This window comes from Nostoc sp., from assembly GCF_036919575.1.
Classification (GTDB): Bacteria; Cyanobacteriota; Cyanobacteriia; order Cyanobacteriales; family Nostocaceae; genus Nostoc.
In genome coordinates this window covers 46,288-66,188 of record NZ_JBALBY010000086.1, presented here as the reverse complement: position 1 = coordinate 66,188, position 19,901 = coordinate 46,288, and the positions used below count along the sequence as shown (strand labels likewise).

The following is a 19,901-nucleotide window of genomic DNA, read 5'->3' as shown; positions in this document are numbered from 1 at the left end:
ACTACCACAGTCCTATGGGAATTATGGTATGCAGCAGCCGACGCAACTACCACAGTCCTATGGGAATTATGGTATGCAGCAGCCGACGCAACTACCACAGTCCTATGGGAATTATGGTATGCAGCAGCCGACGCAACTACAACAGTCTAATTACCAATATCTTCGCCAGCTTCAACAGAAGTATACAGGTAATGGGCAAAGGTAATTTTAAGCACTTGGCTGGATAAAGTCTAGCTAAGGTGATTGTGGGCTATTTGGAATAATCGGAACTTCTGGTGTTTCGGGTTGTTGCTGTTGTCGTTGCAAATATTTACTCAATACATAAGCCATATCTCCACGGGTCACGGGTTTTAATGGGAAAATATTACCTTGAGCATCTGTGTTAAGAAATCCCTCAGTAGCTACTGTAGCGATCGCTTTTCTAGCCCAAGCCGGGATAGACTTTTCATCTGGATGTGAAGCAAGAATCTCATTAACAGCGTCATCGGAAAACTGAAATACACCATAAGCCTGGGCGAAAATAGCCAAAGCTTCTGCCCTTGTCACCTTTTGATTAGGGAAAAATTCATTGCCCCGATAGCCTTTCATGATGTCAGTTTTTAAGACTGTCTGTATATCATTAAATGCCCAATAAGAACGAGGAACATCTGGAATAGCTAAATTTTCTTTGTTAACACCTTGTCTTTTATCTAGCCGAAATGTCTTTACCATAATCGACGCTAATTCAGCCCTACTCAGTAACCTTTCTGGATAAAACTTGCCATCAGAAAAGTTTGTCATCCATTTGACAGCAGTTACCTGTTGAATGGAATCAGATGGGATTCCAGAAGCCGGTTCTGGCACTTGAGCAATTGCTGGCAAGTTTTGTAATAGTGCCACTAAAGATAGAGTAATTGAAAGCTGACGCATCATAATAACCACTTTTAGCTGCTAAATGAATTTAAAAAACTACGTTACTGAGGTTAACGCAAAATTTGGTGTTCCTAATAACCTGTAACTCAGTTAATGACGAATTTAGGCTGGGTAACAGGGCAAAAACATCTTATTTCTTAATAATCATTATTATTAGAGGGGGAGTAGCAGCCAATGGCTGCTACTCCCCCAAATTGTAGTAGATTCAATTTAGATTCAAATTTTTGAGTGTTTGGAATCAAAATGCTCAAATCGCCTGGGGTTCCTACTCAAGCTCTACTAATTGCTGGATTTTTATAAAGGGTAGGTTGAAAACCCCTGAGAAACAGCAACGTAGTTGCGTCCAAAGTGCTTTAGACTGGGGATGAAAACCTTAGTTTTTGGGTTTTAGCCCTCAGTGAAATGTGGTAGAATTAGCGCAGTGGAAGGGTAATCAACCACTTAAAAAACCCGATTGCTACCTAACACGTAGACGCTGAACCTTGACAATTGAAGATATGGGGTTCTATTCCACAGTTCTAGTTCCTTCCCAGGAATAGGTAAAATCTTCATGGGAGCTAGACGACCAGCATTAAATTTCAAACAAATTTTGCAGTAATGCAACTACGGTAGGGCATACCGGAAGTTAAAGCTTGGGGAGAGAACCACCTCTGGCTTAGATACCGCAAGGAGTCTACATTAAGTGGACTCGTTGAACCAAGAATCTCTGTGGCTTTAGCCCGGAGAGTGTCAAGATGTGGCTTTCTGCTTACGCCTAAGTACCTTGCTTACTCCTAGCGCAGCACCAAGTGCCAACACAGCTAGCCCCATTCTAGGTTCAGGAATAAGAGTGCTGTCTTCAGTGAAAGCCAAAAAGCCAGCCCCCTTCAACCCACCTCGACCGTTAGGGATAAAGTTGTCAATAAAAGCTCCAGTCTTGCCGTCGTAACGCAACACGTTGTTACTAATTAAACCACTAACATAAAGGTTTCCGTCGGGACCGAAGATTGGCTTGACAGGATCATTGAGTCCGCCAGTGCCAGCTGGGATAAAAGTGTCGATAAAGGCTCCTGTCTTACCGTTAAAGCGAGAAATATTGCTAGTCTCAAAGTTAGCGACGTAGAGATTGCCGTCTGGTCCAAAGGTTAAGCCACCAGGTCCTGACCCTTTTTTCTCTGTTGCAAAAGTGTCGATAAAAGCTCCGGTTTGCCCGTTGTACCTTAAAATACTATCAGTAAGAGTACTACTGACGTAGAGGTTCCCATCTGAACCAAAGCTCAAACCAAAAGGCGCACTGAGTCCGCCCCTACCTGAGGGGACAAAGGCATTGATAAATGCTCCGGTTTGCCCGTTGTAGCGTAGAACACTATTACTAGTGCGGCTGTTAATACTGGTAACGTAGAGGTTGCTGTCAGGCCCAAAAACCAAGTCTTCAGGTGTATCTAGTCCACCACTACCTGAAGGAACAAAAGTACTAATGAAATTCCCTGTTTTCCCGTCGTAACGTTGGACGCTACCGCTCAAAATACTACTAACATACAGATTTTTATCGGGTCCAATAGTTAAACCAGTTGGTCCCTGTAGTCCGCCACTACCTGAAGGAACGAAGTCATCAATGAATTCTCCCGTTTTTTCGTCGTAGCCCAGAACGGAGTTATTATAATAACTCCCCGCTAAAAGTGCTGCATTAGCTTTTGGGGCGATGCACCCTAGCAATGCAAAGCTGATCAGTGGGAGGCTGATCTGACAAAAATTGAAAAATCTCATAATTTTGTTAGCTAAAACAACCATAATTACTTAGTACAGTTAATCATACATTCGTAGCATTTCTGTTAGTAACTCAAGTTGCTAGTTATGTAGGGGAGCAACGCGATTTTGTCAATACGTCTTTGAGTAGTAATAAATCTGCTAAGACAACATCAAGCTTGGTCTGTTCAACTAATTTAAATCCTTGTTCTCCACAAGTAGCTTCACCGCTTACTTCTATATTTTTTACCTTTCATCTTTTAGCGTTATCTGCCCATTACTATGGACTATAGTCAGTTTTTCAGGAGTTTTGGCAATGACCGCAGCAGCAGATCCCGTAAAGTTGATGAAGCAAGAAGTTGGCAAAGCCGCCGCAGCCCTGGTAAAGTCGGGTTCCATTGTGGGGTTGGGTACGGGGTCAACTACAGCATATACGATTCAGTTTTTAGGCGATCGCCTCAAGTCTGGTGAACTCAAAGATATCATTGGGATACCCACCTCGTTTCAGTCAGAAGTACTGGCGAAGCAGTACGGTGTCCCTCTCGCCACCTTGGACGCTATCGACCACATCGATATTGCCATTGATGGGGCTGATGAAGTCGATCCGCAGAAGAATTTGATTAAAGGCGGTGGTGCAGCACATACCCGCGAAAAAGTCGTAGATTACCTAGCAGAACAATTCATCGTCGTGGTAGATAGTGGGAAGTTAGTAGACCGATTAGGTTCTACTTTCGCTGTGCCTGTAGAAGTGATTCCAATGGCAATTACTCCTGTTACCAATGCCATCAAAAAACTCGGTGGCAAACCAGAACTCCGCATGGGTGTAAGAAAAGCTGGGCCAGTAATCACTGACCAAGGGAACTTTGTCTTAGATGTCAAATTTGATTCTATTGAAGATCCAGCCGGACTAGAAAAGACATTGAATAACATTCCCGGCGTTCTGGAAAATGGTATCTTCGTTAACTGTGTCGATTTAGTTTTAGTTGGTGAAGTCAAAGATGGTCAGCCATTAGTGCGGCAAATTTGACAAAACAGAATTCAGGAGGAGCCAGTGCGGTCTTGGGGTTTCCCCAAGACCGCAATGCAGCGCTGAATCCCCCACTAATTGATTCAGAATTCTCTATTCTGAATTCTGTATTCTTCTTCAAATACAGGAGTGGACTACTTGGGCTGAATTGGTGTTAAGGCTACACCTTGATAATAATGTCCCAAAATTTGCAGGTGGTTTACTCCTTGCCGAGCCAGATTATATGCCCCCCACTGACTCATGCCTAAACCATGACCGTAGCCAAGCCCTTGCAGTACAAAACTGCCATCGGCTCCCTTGGTGACAGTAAAGCGGGTACTTTTTAACTTGAGGGCTGTCCGCACTTCCTCGCCTTGTAGCACCTTCGTGCCCTTGTTGCCGACAATTTTCAAGACTTTAACACTGCGGAAAGGTGAGTATGTCTCTGGAATCATATCCTTGACATTGCCCACTTCAGGAAATTTAGCGCTAATTTCAGTAGGTGAGAAGGTTTTCACCCAACTACACTCGCGGATATTTTGATCGTAGTCTTGAACAGCACGTAGGTAAGGCTCGTTGCTTCCCCAAACGTCTTGCACATTTTCGGTGTGTCCTCCAGAACAAGCATGGAAAACTGAGAGAATAATCCGGTTTTTGTAAGTTAGTACCTGCCCTAGTGTGGAATCGACTGCGGCGTAAGTAGAAGGAGCTTCACTGATTACACCTTTGTAAATTTGCCAACGATCGGGGGTATTGCCTAAATCGTAAACGGGATTATTCCGTTGTTTTTCACGTTCGTAGAGGGCGTAGGTGCGGGCTGCGATCGCTTGGGCTTTCAGCGCTTCTTGAGGCCAGCTAGCATCCATTTCGCCACCAAGAACGCTGTAGAGATACTCTTGGTCATCAACCCAGTTAACAGCAGTTAAGCCTTTGTCTGTGGGGATAACCAGAGTTCTACCTCGATACCAGCGATCGCCAATATAAACGAATCCTTTACCAGTTGGCTCAATCCAAAATAAACCAGACTGCCACTTATCTAAAGCAACTCCGCCAGGAACGGCTTGGGCATAATATGCACTCATCGCTGGTAACTGTCCGAGAGTCCGTCCAGTACTATCCTTAACGATCCCAGTGGTGGAACTGCCCACTTTTACCTGATTAACGCCCCTCTCAATTGCCACGCGCAGGATTACAGACGCTTGGGCTGGGGCAACCAAAGCAATCCACAAGAGGACACTTACCCACCAATGACGTACTTTAATCTGGGAAAATAAAAAGCCTAAATAAAGTTGGAATTTCATGCTGATCATCTAACACACTAGTATCTAATTGACGCTCTGAACTATGGCGTCTATTACTTTAAGATGAGACACTTCTCCAACGTAGGAGGTTGCCACCTCCTACTTATTATGCATTTTGCTTTAGCTATAAGGTAGAAATCAGCTGAAGACGTAGGTTGGGTGGAGCAGAGCGTAAACCAACTGATTATCAGGATGTTGGGTTACGCAAAGCCTCCACCCAACCTACAATTTTTTTGCAACATTTTAGCCTAGACTGCCTCTTTCCAATGCCCAATGCCCAATGCCCCCTACTTCTTCGCTCTACGATGCCAATACCTTTTGAGAATTACTCACTTCATTAGCGATAATTCCAATTAAATTCAACTTACTCAAAATTTCTGTTGCTTGAGTCAGTTCAGTTCGAGTTACTTTTCCCATGCGCTCTACCATCACAATCCCATTGCAAAAAGATGCCACAATCCTGGCATCAACCGTGCCTAAAATAGATGGAGTATCTATCAATACTAGGTCATAACTTTGCTCAAACAACTCCATTAGTTCTTTCATCCGTTGAGAACTGAGCAACTTCACCGTGTCTTCTGGTTCCGGCCCAGCAGTCAAAATATCAATAGATGGGTGAATGGGCTGGATGTAATCTTGAAAATGAGTAGTTGTCTCATCAACTAATAACAGAGATAGTCCCCAGTCATTGGATAGTTCCAGGATTTTGTGCAGGCTAGGATTCTGCAAATTAGCATCAATAACTAATACCCGTCGATGCATCCGGGTAGCGCTAGCCACAAGCCCTAATACTAAGGTTGTCTTCCCTTCGCCTGGTAGTGCTGAAGTCAACATCAGCGACTTCAAGGGTAAGGGATATTTTAATATTTGAATATTTTGATAGATCATGTCCAGGGTTTCATGGACGGGCAATCTAGTATTAGCTTCCATTACAGAAGAATTTGAGCTTCGCCGCCCATGCCAAGGCAGTGCCAGCCGCCGCTTTTTCACATCATGCAACGGTAGTTTTGGTACTGACCCTAGTACACGTAAGTTCGTCAGTTTCTTTAAATCTGCCGCACAATAAATAGCGTCATTAAACTTTTCCAAAATCAGGGCTGCTAAGATACCTAAAATCGGCCCAATTACCGCTCCCCCAACCAAAAGTAATAATCTGTTGCTCCCCATATAAGTACCCAGAGCCGGTTCTGCCAAAACTTGCCAGTTATATCCTTCCTGAGCAATTTTCAGTCCCAATGACTGTTGCACTTGAAGTAGTTGATCAAGGGTTTTGCGACTACTTTCTACCTTTGGCAGCAGACGGTTATACTCTGCTATTAAACTTGGGTATTTGTTTACTTCAGAGCGTAGTCGCTGTTCTGACTCGGCTAGATTCTTTTCATTGGCAGTTAGTCCTAAGACAGTTGTCTGCACCAGAATAAATTCGTCTAATAGCGTTGGCTCAACCCCTACGATTTGCCCTTTGAAGAGCGGTTCTCCCTGATTGCTACTAGTAATAGCTTTCACCTCTTCTCGTAATAGTGACAATTGACTTTGGCGTTGCTGCTTTAGCTTTTGTACCGATGGGTAATCGTCTGTATAACGCACCCGTTCCTTAGCCAACGCTAGTTCAGTTTTTTGAATTTCACTCAATAGTGCTTGGTAGCGGCTTGACTGATTTAAACGAGAAGAAATTCGTTCATTCTGCTCTGAGGAAGACGCTATTTGTTGCTCTAGGTTATCGTAGCGAGCGTTTACATCTTGAAGGTTGGCACGAGTGCTTTGTAGCTGTTGTTGAATATCGGCTAGAGATTCTAGCAGGATTTTACTTTGGACTTCAGGATCGAGTAATTTATGTTTCTGGCGAAACTGTTCTAAATTTTTCTCAGCTTTACTCACCTCTTTTTTTATCTCAGGTAGGCGAGCGTTTACAAAAGCCAGTCCCTGATTCAGACGTTCTTGTTGTTGCTCTTTGTTGTAGTTTTGATAGACTTTCTGTAGAGCTTGAAGTACTCTTTGTGCTTTAACTGGATCGTCATCATTGAAAGAAACTTTAAATACTTGACTAAAAACTTGATTAGCTCCTATGCCTCCCTCTTCTGGAGTCACTTCTAGAGATGATTTTTTCTTCTGTTGTGTTTGACTATTGATATCTTCTAAGGTAATATTAGAATAATCAGAATGAAGTATATCTACGGCTTTCTGGAGTAGCTTAGAACTCAGCATGAGTTTCATCTGAGTATCTGCCCCTACTGGAATATTCTTTGACTGTGCCCCTTGAGATAAATTGGAACTCACCAATATCTGCATATTGCTCTGGTAAGTAGGTTTGGCAATGACAGCCAACAAACTAGCAGCTGACATAACTACACAGGAAACCCCCAAGATTAGAAAGCGTCGGCGAAGCAAAATACTAGATAGTTGTCTGATGTCAACTGCACCTTGTGCTGAAGTCGTAACCTGTTGCTCTTGATTCAGACTAATCTTAGCCACTATCAAACTCCTCTAATATCGAAACACTATATTTATTTGGAAGATTTATGAAAAATGTGAAATGATTTTTTTTACACCTAATAGCCGCAAAAACATACTTAATTATTCTTCCAACGATGACAAGCTCACTTGGCACAATATTATGCCAAGTGGCGCTTTCATGTTCATCAATTCATGCATATAAATTCTTAATCAGTGTTGAAAGAATAAATTTTCAATAAATATTTTATTTCAGAAATAAAAATCTTAACGGAAAATTAATTATTTTCCTAAGTACTTCAGTAAAAAATTCTCTGATTCACAATATACTATATATTAAAGTTCTTTTTATAACTTTTAATCTAAAAAACATATTGAGGAAAATATTTAACCCATAGTCTTTCTAGGTTATTGATACACTTAGTTAACCGTAAATTATTAGTTAACTAGTTGACTTACTCGTAAAATTAAACTGCTGTCTATTTGCTGGACGTTATGAATTGATCGCTAAACTTCAAGACAGAGCCTGGTTAATTTGGGAGCATCTCACTTTCGTAGAAAGCCTAAACCTCACCCTAGCCCTCTCCTTAGTAAGGCTATCCATTAGTCACATCTTTCTTTACAATCTTATAACCCTTGTTTTACGAGTGTGATGCGTAAAGCCCCCGGTTGGAAACCGGGGGATATAAGCGAACGGCTCATAGTACTATAAGGTGATGAAAACCATAAGATTCTGGTAATGCAAGTACGCTGGAACTACAAACTACAACCAAATAAGGGACAATTAGCTCTTATGTCCGAGTGGCTTGTAACCTTGCGGAAACATCGGAATTATTGTTTAGCGGAACGTCGGCGCTCCTTTGAGTCGAATAATCAGCACTCAGATCAGCCCGTAATGTACAGTTATGGTGCATTCTGCGATATTCAAAGTCATGTTGAGTACGGGGCTTTCTGCCCTCTCACTTGCCCAGTAGTCAAGCATGGCGTGATGTCCTCTCAAACATTAACCAAACAGGACGGAAAGTGGTTGAGTGTTAGTGGTGTTCAGTCTGCCAGGACAACAGAACTTAGAAACGAAAACTCTTTTTATTCGAGAATCTATTCAGGAGTTTTGCAAGGGAACCTAGCTAAGTTAGATGCTGCTTATTTGGGATTCTTCCAGCACAAGCGAGGTTTTCCAGCGTTTCGCAGAGCTTCAAACTTTAATAGTTTTCAGTACAAACCGGGAGCCGCAAAATTAACAGTTAACCGCACGTCTAAGAAAAAGCGTTGTTATTCTCATGTCTATCTCCCCGGTTTAGGGGATATGCGATATTTGGATAGTCGCACTATCCCTCCTGATGCTGATATCAGAACTATTACGGTGATGAAAGAGGCAGACGGTTGGTACATGAGCGTGTTGCTAAATCTACCGGAATCGCTACCAGAAGTTACGCTGATTGAAACAGTTACTTCTGCTGTTGGAATCGACATGGGAATTAACAAACTCATTGCACTATCTGACGGCTCTTTTATTGAGAATCCCAGATTTGCGACAAACAAGAAAACTCGCCGTCAGCTACGAATTAGGCAACGGCGAGTTAATCGGAAAGTCAAGGGTTCCAAGAATCGCAGAAAAGCTGGAATCGAGGTTGCTAAACTTCATAAAAAAATTGCGGATAAACGTAATGACTATCAGTGGAAAGCAGCTAACAAAGTTGTAAATACGGCGGAAGCAGTTATTCGAGAAGATTTGAATATTGCAGCCATGAAGTCGCGTTGCAAACCACGCAAGATTTTGGGTCGGTTCATGCCCAATGGTCAATCAGCAAAGCGCGGATTAAACCGATCTATATCTGATGCAAGTTGGGGCGACACATTTTCTAAGATTGATTGGCTAGCGGCAAAATCAGGTAAGCCAGTCCTTGCAATTAATCCAAGGCACACATCACAAGAATGTTCAGCGTGTGGTCATACCAGTAAATTAAATCGAGATGGGGAGAAGTTCTTATGTGAAGACTGTGGTCATATCGACCATGCTGATACTCAAGCTTCTCGTACAATTTTGCGTAGAGCTAATTTAAAGTTCGTCACTAAAGACGTAAAAAAGCTATCGGGGGACTATGACGGTTTCGCTTTATATCTGGAAACAATCAAAGAACAAAAACTTATGAACTCATCTTTTGTCATAACTTGCTTTGCTAAGTTAACTGTTTCAGAAACCCACTCTAGATTATCCATCTCTCCTTCTAGTTCGGGGAAACGATGTCTAGGGTAAATATGGTCTAAATGAGCGTTCACACCTGGGACTAACTTTTCTCCAGTATAAGGACACATATAATTTTGGCGCACCATCTTCTCACGAAGTTTTGCTCCATTTATTGTTGTTCCTTTTCCCATTGCAGTATCCGCAGCTTGAATATACCAATGTTTTTCGCACATCCTATTATGATTGGGCATGAGAGTATTACTGCAAGACCTACATAATCCATGCTCTAACCTTTTAGCTTGGTTTATCCGATCATTCGCTCTAGCTCTTTGAGGATTGTCTTTCTTCCATGCTAATGATCTAACCGATGAACATTTCTTACACTCAAGATTTAAACCATCTTTCTTAGTTCTATTCTTAGTAAAAGATATTAAGGGTTGCTCTAAATTACACTTGTAACAAATTTTGAATGATAAAAATTCTATGTCTATGTCTGCCATAATTCTTAGTCGTTACTTTCATTATTATATCATAAGTTACGACTAAGACTCTCGAAAAGTAACGCTTGTCAGAGATGATTCCGCCATTCTAGGCATTCGGGATCAGGGCAAGAACCGTACATCTAAGGTAATACCTGAAAAGCGGATATTATTCGAGCAGTTGTGTTTGCAATTGTTTGATTAAGAATCCCCGGTCTAAAGACCGGGGAGTGTCAATCCTTACTCATTACTTTAAAGCCGCGCTAGAAGCACGGGGTTTTAAACCCATTTTTCTGATAACAAGGAGGTGATTAAAGTGTTGAAAGCAATTAAAGTAAGACTATATCCAACAACTGAGCAGCAAACAGCATTATCAAAATCTTTTGGATGCGCTAGATGGTATTGGAACTATGCTTTAAATGCTTGCATTCAACACTATGACCAAACAGGCAAGTCAAAAAGCTTGAGTATATACAAGGGCTTATTACCTCAACTAAAAGTAGAGTATTCTTGGTTAAAGCAAGACTGCTATTCATCCGTTTTGCAGTGCGTAGCTATTAATCTAGATAAAGCTTACAAAAACTTTTTTGATGGACGGGCTAAGTTTCCAAAGTTTAAATCAAAATTTGATAAGCAGTCTATTCAGTATCCGCAAAGTGTCACTGTTGTAGGTGATAAGTTAAAGATTCCTAAGATTGGTGAAGTGAAGGCAGTATTTCACAGACCAATCAAAGGAACAATTAAAACTGTCACTATTAGCAAAAACCCTACTGACAAGTACTTTGCCTCAGTTCTGATTCAAGTAGAATCTACTGATAATAAATTGGATGGAGATAAAATACTCGGCATTGACTTGGGATTAAAAGACTTTGCAATTGTCCATGATGGAGAGGAAGTTACCAAGTATTCCAACCCTAAATGCCTTTTACGTCACGAGAGAAATATAACCCGCAAGCAGAAAAAATTTGCTCGAAAAGTAAAAGGCAGTAAATCCAGACAGAAACAGAAGAAAATAGTAGCAAAAGTTCATGAGCGAGTATCAAATTCCCGCCAAGATTTTCTGCATAAACTCAGCAGAAAGTTGGTTAATGAAAGTCAAATTATTGTCGTTGAAAACCTCAACGTCAAGGGAATGATACGGAACCGCAAGCTATCAAAAAGTATATCCGACGTAGGTTGGGGAATGTTTGTTAATTTCCTAAGTTACAAGTTGAAAGACAATGATTGCCAACTTGTAGAAATAGGTAGATTTTTCCCCAGTTCTAAAACTTGTTCGTGTTGTGGACATATCATGGATACATTGCCACTTGATATCAGAGAATGGGATTGTCCGAGTTGTGGTAGTCATCACGATCGTGATGGAAACGCCAGCCAGAACATAAGAACAGAAGGACTTCGGATATTATCTATGGACGGAGGGAACCCCGTTCTTGCCGAGTCGAGGCGAAGTAAGACCAACAAGCCGCAAGGTGGAAAGGCATTTGTCGATGAAACCGGAAGCCTGCACCGACCCGCTAGGGCGGTGTAGGTAGTTCACATTAGAAGGGTTCAATCTAAAATCCAAAATCCAAAATTCAAACCCCTACCTTGGTTAACTCAACTTCCCGTCGCCTGGGTACTTCATGAATCATGAAATCGTAAGCCATATCAGTACGGGGAAAAATAGCACGGGCTTCCTTGAGGAGATCCTTCAACTCCAAGGTATTTCCGGGAGCATAGCGGGGACTAAAATGACTCATAATCAGCCGATGTGCCCCAGCCGCTAAAGCTGTTTGCGCTGCCATTGTAGTTGTGGAATGCAATCGCTGAAAAGCCATATCTGCATCTTGATGGGCGTAGGTTGCTTCGTGAATTAATACATCTGCATCATGAGCTAATTCCACTGCACCATCACAATAAATTGTGTCTGTACAATAGGCAATCTTTCGACCAATTTCTCTAGGGCCGCATAATTGAGTACCATCAATCACCCGTCCGTCAGCAAGGGTAACAATTTCACCGCGCTTGAGTTGACCGTAAATCTGACCAGGAGGAATTTGCAACGCCTTGGCTTTTTCCACATCAAAGCGTCCTGATCGGTCTTTTTCGGCTACGCGGTAGCCGAAAGCTGTAATGCGGTGATGCAAATTACCGCAGCTAACGGTGAAGTCATCGTCTTCATAAATTACCCCTGGACGGACGGCGTGAACTTTAATCGGGTAAGAAAAGTGTGTGTAAGAGTAACGTGAGGCGGTTTGAATGTAATCATTTAATCCAGGTGGTCCGTATATGTCAATTCGTTCTACATTACCAGCCAAGCCGCAAGTAGCAAGAAGTCCCATCAAGCCAAAGATGTGGTCGCCGTGCATGTGAGTGATAAAAATTCGGGAGAGTTGACTGATTTTCAGTTCACTCCGTATAATTTGATGTTGAGTACCTTCGCCACAGTCGAATAGCCACAGTTCTGCCCTTTGGGGTAATCTCAGGGCGACACTGGAAACATTGCGCGATCGCGTCGGTACACCGGAACTCGTCCCTAAGAATGTTATCTGCACGGTGTTCTTTAGTCTTCCTATTGCTCAATTTGCAGCGATATTTTCTATAGTGACACGGTTCATGAGTAAAATACTTTTGAGAGGAAGTCGCCTTTTAGATTTTCCACCTCTGTTAGGGAAGGATTTGAACCAACTGGTACTGTTTTACTGTACCAATAATCCGGTGAGGTCTAGATAATTTCGGTGACTGGCCAGTATAGATCAAAACATAGCTCAAAGCTGGCAATTGGGAAATAGAGACTACTGGTTGGGGGCGAGTAGAAAGATAGAAATTAAGCAGTACTTTGGTTTTAGCGTCTAGTTGCACAAAATAGATCGGATGAGTTTGGATAATTGACGCGATCGCACTTTGTTGTAAAAAAGTTCTCAAAACAGGGTTATAGTCACTTAACAGACCGATGCTACCCATCGTCGCCAAAGCCAGCCAACAGGGAATTAACCAACCTGCAATCCAGTAACGGGCTGTGAGAAACTTTTTGCCAAAGTGGTAACGACTAATCCACACCACAGGCAAAATTAACCAACCCAAGCCCATAGCCAAGCCAATAGTTGCATACTTGCGAATATCATAACCACCCCAACTAAAAACGCCAATACTCGCTATTATAAGTAAAACACCTAACCCACCAAAGCCATAACTGAGATTTCGAGGAAGATTCTTCCTTGCGAAAAGGTTTAATATATTTATTTTACCGTTTTCAAGAGGTAATTGTGAGGGAATCCATGTTTGGTAAATATTGCCTAACCAGTTTAAACCCACAGATGCAAACCAAGCTATGAACGGATAAAGGCAAAGACTATAGTGAGGGAAACGAGTGGTAAAAAGACTAAGTTCACAAAATAAGACAAGCGGAAAGCCAACTAATATTAACTGATAACGAACAATAGGACGACGGAGAGTTAAAACTAAACCTAAAATCCCGAAAAAAGCCCAAGGAAATGCTGTTAAAGGGATATTCCATATATAGAACAGCATCCCGTTATTATAACGATCTTCAGAACCTAGCTGCACAACAAAATTGAACAACTCCTCAAAACTCTGATTTCCGTAGTGTAGCCAACTTAACCACAGCCAAATATAGGTAGGTATTAAACCTACGAAAAAGCCTAAATATAAAATTGGGTTAGTAAGATGATGATGACGGCGATGTTCCCAAATTAAGTAAGGAAATAAAGCTATGATTGGTAAAAAAATCATAAAGCTTCTGACTAAGAAGCCTAAACCTAAACTTAAACCAGCTAGAAAACTCCAAAAATAGCGATATTTAGGATGTAATTCCGTTTTTATTAAAGACCAAATAGCTAAAAGTACCAAGAGAACCATCGGTAGATCAGGTGTACTTAAGCGAGAGTATTGCAGCCAGAGAAATTCCACACTTAAAATTGCAGCAGCAAGCCTTGCTAATTTTTTACCTAGCATAATTTTGCCGATTTCATACACAAGCCATAAGCTAAAAATGCCAGCAATCATGCTAGGAAGACGCGCACTAGTATCACTGATACCAAACAGCTTGTAGAAACTGGCAATTAACCAATAAGGGCCAGGGGTTTTATGATGTGCATGTTCCCAAGGAGATATCCAATTACCAGAATCAAACATCAGACGCGCACGCGATGCGTAAAGCCCTTCATCATGTGCCATCAGACTATTGTGCCCAGAATTAAATAATAATAAGGGCAGTATCCAAACTAACAAACTAAAATAGGGTAATGATCCCACTAGGCGAATTTGTTGCCAAATATGCCGCAAGAAGTGTAGTTTATAGAACATTGAATTGATGAAAGACGCTGCGCGAATAATTTTTAATTTTTATAATATGTTACATAGTACTTATTTCAAAATACCTGAAATTGTCGCCATCTGGGGAAAAAGTTTTCCATAACAGAGATTTATGCAGCTAAGACCGAATCAACGCCTGAAATTAGATGACACAGACGATAAGCTGTTCTATGCTTATCCCCGCTTCGTCACCCATGTCGATGAAGGATTTATTCAACAGCTAACGGATTTATATAGCGATCGCCTCAAACCCAACACCCGCATTTTTGATATGATGAGCAGTTGGGTGTCTCATCTGCCAGAAGAGATGCAGTTTGACCATGTGGAGGGACACGGACTCAACGCCGAGGAACTAGCACGAAATCCCCGCTTAAATCATTACTTTGTCCAAAATCTTAACGAAAATCCCCAGCTACCTTTACCAGATGAAGATTTTGATGCTGTTCTCAATTGCGTATCTGTGCAGTATGTGCAATATCCAGAAGCAGTATTTTCCGAAATTTACCGCATCCTGAAACCCGGTGGTGTGGCAATTATCAGCTTTTCTAACCGGATGTTTTTTGAAAAGGCAATTCAAGCTTGGCGGGAGGCTTCAGAAGCAGAGCGAGTGGAATTAGTCAAAGCCTACTTCGCCTCAGTTCCAGGATTTACAACCGCAGAAGTTATAGCTCATAAGTCAACATTACCGAATTTCTTACAGTGGTTGGGTGCAGCTGGAGGAGATCCGTTTTATGCCGTTATCGCTTACCGCAGTTAAAATAATTCGTAATTCGTAATTCGTAATTCGTAATTAAGTTTTGTGACGTTAAATGACAGAGCCAGTAACTTGATTACTCTTTTCAATCTAAAATCTAAAATCCAAAATTGTGTGACGCCCATTGCACAGGATTTAATTGATAGTAACGTTGCAGTTGCTCATAAAGTGCCGGATGGTTGGATAGCAATTGGTGCGGTTTCTCAAAGAATGTCTCAGTCGCTACGGCAAAAAATTCTGCGGGATTCGTTGCACCATAGCTATCCATTACCGTCTTTACGCCTTGTAGAACATCATTACAAAGTTGCTGATATGCTTCTGTCATCACCTTTGCCCAAATAGGATAGTCTGAGTTGTGTTGCAGTATAGGAACTCCTTCAGCTTTACCATCTTCTTGATCTAACTGATGGGCGAATTCATGAAGTACAACGTTACGTCCATCTCTCCAATTAGTAGTGTCTTGTTTCACCTGTTCCCAAGACACTACTAATTGATCAGTTGTCCACGATTCCCCTAGTCTTGCCACACGCCTTTCTTCAACAACATAATTTCCGACGGAAGTCGTTTCCTGAACAAAATAAGCATTGGGATATACCAGAATTGAACGAAGTCTGGGGAAGTACTGCCCACGTTCATTTAGTAGGAGTAAACAGGCGACAGATGCAAGGGTCAGTTTCATTTCCTCCGTCACTTGTAATCCTCTACAGCCAATAAATTGCTTTTCTGCTAAGAATACTTGAATATGTCCCTGAAGTCGTCTGAGTTCATCGGGAGAAAGACAAGGATAAATCGGAAGATTATTCTCAATAATGGCATTCCAAAGTGGGGGAAAAGGACGATATTTCAGACGGTTTCTTCGCCTTTTAACTAGAATGGGATTGATTAAAATCCCAGTGATAATCAGCCCAATGATCAGAAAGAAAATTATTGTTTTAATCATTGACTTTTGAGCAGTTTACATACAGGAGAATTCAGAATTCAGAATTCAGAATTCAGGAGTCAGAATTCAGAAGTAAAATCATGTCCGCTTGATTACTTATTAAACCCGAAGAACTCCACCCCGCCAAAGCTACGCTTCGTCTCCCCTCCCGAAGAGCGGGGAGGGGATTAAGGGGAGCCAGTGCGGTCTTGGGTCTCCCCAAGTGGAGCATCTGGCGTGTGGGGTGCAATGACTGTGGGAATCATAACTAATTATGCGGACATGATATAAAACAGGCTTTATACCTGGGTTAAAGACTTAGCTTGTGTACAACACCCAACTTGAAATCTGCTGTATTTAAATAAAATATTGTTCCTGTTGTGGCTCACTAACTAAATTTTTCACCCCTCTCCAAACCTCTCCCCGTTGGCGTCAGCCTGTCGTCAGACAAGCGGAGAGAGGCTTTGAACAAAGTATGTTCAGTTTAATTCCCCTGCCTAACGACGGCAGCACGAATTGAAGCCTAATTGAAATCCCCGTCACAAAACTTAATTACGAATTACGAATTACGAATTATTTTAATACCTCTTTGAGATAAAAGGCGTTGCTAAACTTAAATCAGCAACGCCTATTCTTGAGTATTTAATAACTACTCAGCACTCTTATTCTGCCCAAGCAATTAACCTTGGTTCATAAGGATTAGCCAGATTTTTATTTTTCGGCAATACACGCAAAGACAAGCCTTGCAAACCAGAAGCGGTATAGGTGATATTACCTGTATAAATACTCAATCCCTGTGCATCCTCACCTTGGTAATCCATCACCACTTGCACAGCATTGACAATCTCACCATTGGCATCGATCGCACCTTGATATAGCTCCACCTGCACATCATCATTCGTCAAAGTTGCCAAGTCAACCTGGGCTTTGACAGCAACGGTTTGGTTAACTTCAATGTCGTCTGAAGGTGCCGATGCGTCTACATTTTTGATTCTGATGTTGAACCAGTGTTCTTCCAGTTTTTCTTTCCAAGCAGCTAGTTCTTTAGCTGGCGCATAGTTATCAACTGTCAGGGTATGATAGCGATCGCTAGCCGGAAAATAAGCTCTCCCAGCATATTCTCCTACCATCCGCGCTGTATTAAAGAAGGGACAATTCAACCGAATTGCATCCTTCATTTTGGCAACCCACGGACGAGGCAAGCCATCACTATCCCGATGCTCATAAAATAGCGGTACAACTTCCTTTTCTAACAACTCGTAGAGAGCATTTGCTTCTACTTCATCTTGGTAGTTAGGATCGTTGTAATTCTCTCCATGTCCAATCGCCCAGCCCGTGCGGACATAATCAGCTTCATCCCACCAGCCATCTAGTACACTTAAATTCGGCAATCCATTCATTGCGGCTTTCATGCCACTGGTACCAGAGGCTTCCCGTGGACGACGCGGTGTGTTTAACCAGATATCGCAACCTGCAACCATCAACCGGGAGATGTAAATGTCGTAATTGGGAACAAACACTACCTGTTTTTCTAAGTGTTGTTCGTGGATAAAATGATTGATATCGCGGATCAGTTCTTTACCGGGAATATCCTTGGGGTGTGCCTTACCAGCAATCACGAATTGCACTTTTCGGTCTTTGTTGCCCAGCAAAAGCCGCTTAATCCGTTCCAAATCACGCATCCAGAGGGTAGCGCGTTTGTAGGTGGCAAAGCGACGGGCAAAGCCAATGGTGAAAGCGTAAGGATCTAAAACTTCTTGTGCCTGGGTAATTTCGGAGGCAGAAGCGCCGCGATCGCGCAAATGTTTGACTAAATGCTCTCGCACATACAAAACCATATCTAAGCGGCAGCGTTCGTGATTGCGCCACAACTCCTCATCGGGTATGGCTTCCATCCGCTCCCACAATTGGCTGTCTGGTGGTGCTGATGACCAGTTTGGCCCCAAGTAGCGATCGTACAATTCTTGAGTCGATTTCGCCACACAACTGCGAGCATGGACACCGTTAGTAATGGCTGCGATCGGCACTTCCTCTACTGGCACCTTCTTCCACAAGCCTTGGAACATTTGCCGCGACACCACACCATGCAGTTGTGCGACACCGTTAGAAAATGTCGCCATCTTCAACGCCAGCACCGCCATACTGAAAGGCGCAGATAAATCGCCTGTATTCTCGCGCCCCAGTCCTAAAAATTGCTCTTTGGGCAACCCAAATATCTCTGCATAGTACCCCAGGTAGTACAACATTTTGTCGGGAGCGAACAAGTCAATCCCTGCTGGTACTGGCGTGTGGGTGGTAAAGATATTACTAGAAGCTACCACCTGTTTAGCTTGAGCATAAGTCAGTCCCTCTTCCTGAATCAGCAAGCGGATGCGCTCTAAGGCAGAGAAGGCGGCGTGACCTTCATTCATATGGTAGGCGGTGACTTTCAGCCCCAAGGCTTTGAGCATTTGCACACCACCGATCCCCAGCATGATTTCCTGGTGGATACGCATATCGATGTCGCCACCGTATAGCTGATCTGTGATGTCGTGATCGTAAGTAATGTTAGGTTCAATGTTGGTGTCTAGCAGATATAGCGGCACCGTTCCCACCTGTACGCGCCAAACTCTGGCATACACCTTGCGTCCTGGATAATCTACCGCAATCCGCAGTTCTGAACCATCGGCATTGCGTTCTAGATGCAAGGGCATATTGTGGAAATCGTTGAGCAGGTAGCGTTCTTGCTGCCAGCCATCGGCGTTGAGATACTGGGCAAAGTAGCCTTGCTGATACAATAAACCTACACCTACAAGCGGTAGCCCCAAGTCACTAGCAGATTTGAGGTGATCCCCCGCCAAAACGCCCAAGCCTCCAGAATAGACGGGCAAACAATCTACAAGTCCAAATTCCGCCGAAAAATAGGCGTAGCATTCTTTTGGTTTCTGTTCCCGTTGTTTCTGATACCAAGTGCGCTCTTGCAAATAATCTTCTAACTGACGGTCAGATCGATCCATTTGCGCTAGAAAGCCTTCATCTTCGACAACTTCCAGAAGCCGCGATTGAGAGATAGTACCCAGCATCAACACCGGGTTATGATGGCTAGACTCCCACAGGTCAGAGTCTAAGCGACGAAATAAATCTTTAGTGTCAACGTTCCAATCCCAGTGCAAGTTATATGCTAGCCGCCGCAGTGGTTCGAGTCGCGGTGGTAGTGAAGGGGATACGTTAAATGTGCGAATTGGCTGCATAGGTTGGCAAAACTCCAAGTTTAGCTATGGTTATTGTTTACTCTCTTTCCCAATGTTGCCAATTCTTTATACTGTAGTTTGTGAAAAAGCGATGACTTTGTTAAGCATTGAGAATTCTTTTTAACCTCATTGCTAAAGTTTACACCAAGCTGTTTCTAATTCTATGCGTTACCCTCAGCCATGTATTTGGTATATTAAGATTTAATCATTTACTGGCATATATCACTTAAAAAAATTTAGTTTTGAATAAATAATTTATATTTATTTTAGTATTGCTTCCGGGGATCAATTCTAGGGTATTGGCTGATGGGTGAAAATTCCTCATCGCTGTCCCCCGGAAAGTTAAATTTTTAATTATTTTTTAAGCTGTCAAAGAAGCAGGGTGAAAAAAAAGACTTAGATGATTATTTGGTTAAGGTTAGCTTAAGGTGATGCGTCATCGATAGCATAGCCTTAGCGAGTCATCAAGCGTCACAGCCCGTCGTGGACATCGCCTTTGGATCGTGTAAAAACTGTACCAAGCAGTTAACCAGAAATAGCGATCGCTATCTGTCCAGTCGCAGCACTAGATGTCTAGCTCTGTCCACTGTTTGGTGAATAGCTAACTACTTGGTATTAAATA

General features: G+C 42.4%; 12 protein-coding genes. 4 read left to right on the top strand and 8 right to left on the bottom strand.

What is annotated here, in order from left to right:
• Positions 1-234 precede the first annotated feature (234 nt).
• Positions 235-909, bottom strand: coding sequence for an S-layer homology domain-containing protein (locus V7K27_RS22570; RefSeq protein WP_334950309.1), 675 nt, complete (start codon positions 907-909; stop codon positions 235-237).
• A gap of 732 nt (positions 910-1,641) precedes the next feature.
• The gene (locus V7K27_RS22565) at positions 1,642-2,682 is read right to left on the bottom strand and encodes a Vgb family protein (protein WP_334950305.1); all 1,041 of its coding nucleotides are present in this window, start codon (positions 2,680-2,682) and stop codon (positions 1,642-1,644) included.
• 271 nt (positions 2,683-2,953) lie between these two features.
• On the opposite strand from V7K27_RS22565, the gene rpiA reads away from it, so the two are divergent.
• The gene (gene rpiA / locus V7K27_RS22560; RefSeq protein WP_334950304.1) at positions 2,954-3,664 is read left to right on the top strand and encodes a ribose-5-phosphate isomerase RpiA; all 711 of its coding nucleotides are present in this window, start codon (positions 2,954-2,956) and stop codon (positions 3,662-3,664) included.
• 134 nt (positions 3,665-3,798) lie between these two features.
• Here rpiA and V7K27_RS22555 read toward each other — a convergent pair whose 3' ends face one another.
• Together V7K27_RS22555 and V7K27_RS22550 are read right to left on the bottom strand one after the other, a co-directional pair.
• A complete protein-coding gene (locus tag V7K27_RS22555; protein ID WP_334950303.1) occupies positions 3,799-4,953 on the bottom strand; it encodes a SpoIID/LytB domain-containing protein in 1,155 nt (384 codons plus the stop codon).
• 291 nt (positions 4,954-5,244) lie between these two features.
• Positions 5,245-7,416, bottom strand: a complete 2,172-nt coding sequence (locus V7K27_RS22550; protein WP_334950302.1) for a GumC family protein — start codon at positions 7,414-7,416, stop codon at positions 5,245-5,247.
• Between the two features lie 718 nt (positions 7,417-8,134).
• Between V7K27_RS22550 and V7K27_RS22545 the strand changes: the two genes are divergently transcribed.
• Positions 8,135-9,652 (top strand): RNA-guided endonuclease InsQ/TnpB family protein, encoded by a 1,518-nt coding sequence (locus V7K27_RS22545; RefSeq protein ID WP_334950301.1) that lies wholly within the window; start codon positions 8,135-8,137, stop codon positions 9,650-9,652.
• A 726-nt stretch (positions 9,653-10,378) separates the two neighbouring features.
• Positions 10,379-11,590 carry an RNA-guided endonuclease InsQ/TnpB family protein gene (locus V7K27_RS22540; RefSeq protein WP_334950300.1) on the top strand — a complete coding sequence of 404 codons (1,212 nt, stop codon included), beginning with the start codon at positions 10,379-10,381 and terminating at the stop codon, positions 11,588-11,590.
• Between the two features lie 46 nt (positions 11,591-11,636).
• On the opposite strand, the gene V7K27_RS22535 is transcribed toward V7K27_RS22540, so the two are convergent.
• Together V7K27_RS22535 and V7K27_RS22530 are read right to left on the bottom strand one after the other, a co-directional pair.
• Positions 11,637-12,596: a ribonuclease Z gene (locus tag V7K27_RS22535; RefSeq protein ID WP_334950299.1), complete on the bottom strand. Its 960-nt coding sequence runs from the start codon at positions 12,594-12,596 to the stop codon at positions 11,637-11,639.
• A gap of 112 nt (positions 12,597-12,708) precedes the next feature.
• Complete coding sequence (locus V7K27_RS22530; protein WP_334950298.1) at positions 12,709-14,367, bottom strand: ArnT family glycosyltransferase; 1,659 nt, start codon at positions 14,365-14,367, stop codon at positions 12,709-12,711.
• A 121-nt stretch (positions 14,368-14,488) separates the two neighbouring features.
• Between V7K27_RS22530 and V7K27_RS22525 the strand changes: the two genes are divergently transcribed.
• Entirely contained in the window at positions 14,489-15,133 is a 645-nt protein-coding gene (locus V7K27_RS22525; protein WP_334950297.1) for a class I SAM-dependent methyltransferase, read from the top strand.
• 94 nt (positions 15,134-15,227) lie between these two features.
• Here V7K27_RS22525 and V7K27_RS22520 read toward each other — a convergent pair whose 3' ends face one another.
• Together V7K27_RS22520 and glgP are read right to left on the bottom strand one after the other, a co-directional pair.
• Positions 15,228-16,070, bottom strand: coding sequence for a zinc-dependent peptidase (locus tag V7K27_RS22520; RefSeq protein ID WP_334950296.1), 843 nt, complete (start codon positions 16,068-16,070; stop codon positions 15,228-15,230).
• Positions 16,071-16,711: 641 nt separating this feature from the next.
• Positions 16,712-19,279 carry an alpha-glucan family phosphorylase gene (gene glgP, locus V7K27_RS22515; protein WP_334950295.1) on the bottom strand — a complete coding sequence of 856 codons (2,568 nt, stop codon included), beginning with the start codon at positions 19,277-19,279 and terminating at the stop codon, positions 16,712-16,714.
• Between the last annotated feature and the right edge of the window lie 622 nt (positions 19,280-19,901).

Excerpts from the sequence above, each read along its gene's own strand:
- V7K27_RS22555 (WP_334950303.1), bottom strand. The coding sequence starts at position 4,953 with ATGATCAGCATGAAATTCCAACTTTATTTAGGCTTTTTATTTTCCCAG.
- V7K27_RS22565 (WP_334950305.1), bottom strand. The coding sequence starts at position 2,682 with ATGGTTGTTTTAGCTAACAAAATTATGAGATTTTTCAATTTTTGTCAG.
- V7K27_RS22530 (WP_334950298.1), bottom strand. The coding sequence starts at position 14,367 with ATGTTCTATAAACTACACTTCTTGCGGCATATTTGGCAACAAATTCGC.
- V7K27_RS22570 (WP_334950309.1), bottom strand. The coding sequence starts at position 909 with ATGCGTCAGCTTTCAATTACTCTATCTTTAGTGGCACTATTACAAAAC.
- V7K27_RS22545 (WP_334950301.1), top strand. The coding sequence starts at position 8,135 with ATGCAAGTACGCTGGAACTACAAACTACAACCAAATAAGGGACAATTA.
- glgP (WP_334950295.1), bottom strand. The coding sequence starts at position 19,279 with ATGCAGCCAATTCGCACATTTAACGTATCCCCTTCACTACCACCGCGA.
- V7K27_RS22525 (WP_334950297.1), top strand. The coding sequence starts at position 14,489 with ATGCAGCTAAGACCGAATCAACGCCTGAAATTAGATGACACAGACGAT.
- rpiA (WP_334950304.1), top strand. The coding sequence starts at position 2,954 with ATGACCGCAGCAGCAGATCCCGTAAAGTTGATGAAGCAAGAAGTTGGC.
- V7K27_RS22520 (WP_334950296.1), bottom strand. The coding sequence starts at position 16,070 with ATGATTAAAACAATAATTTTCTTTCTGATCATTGGGCTGATTATCACT.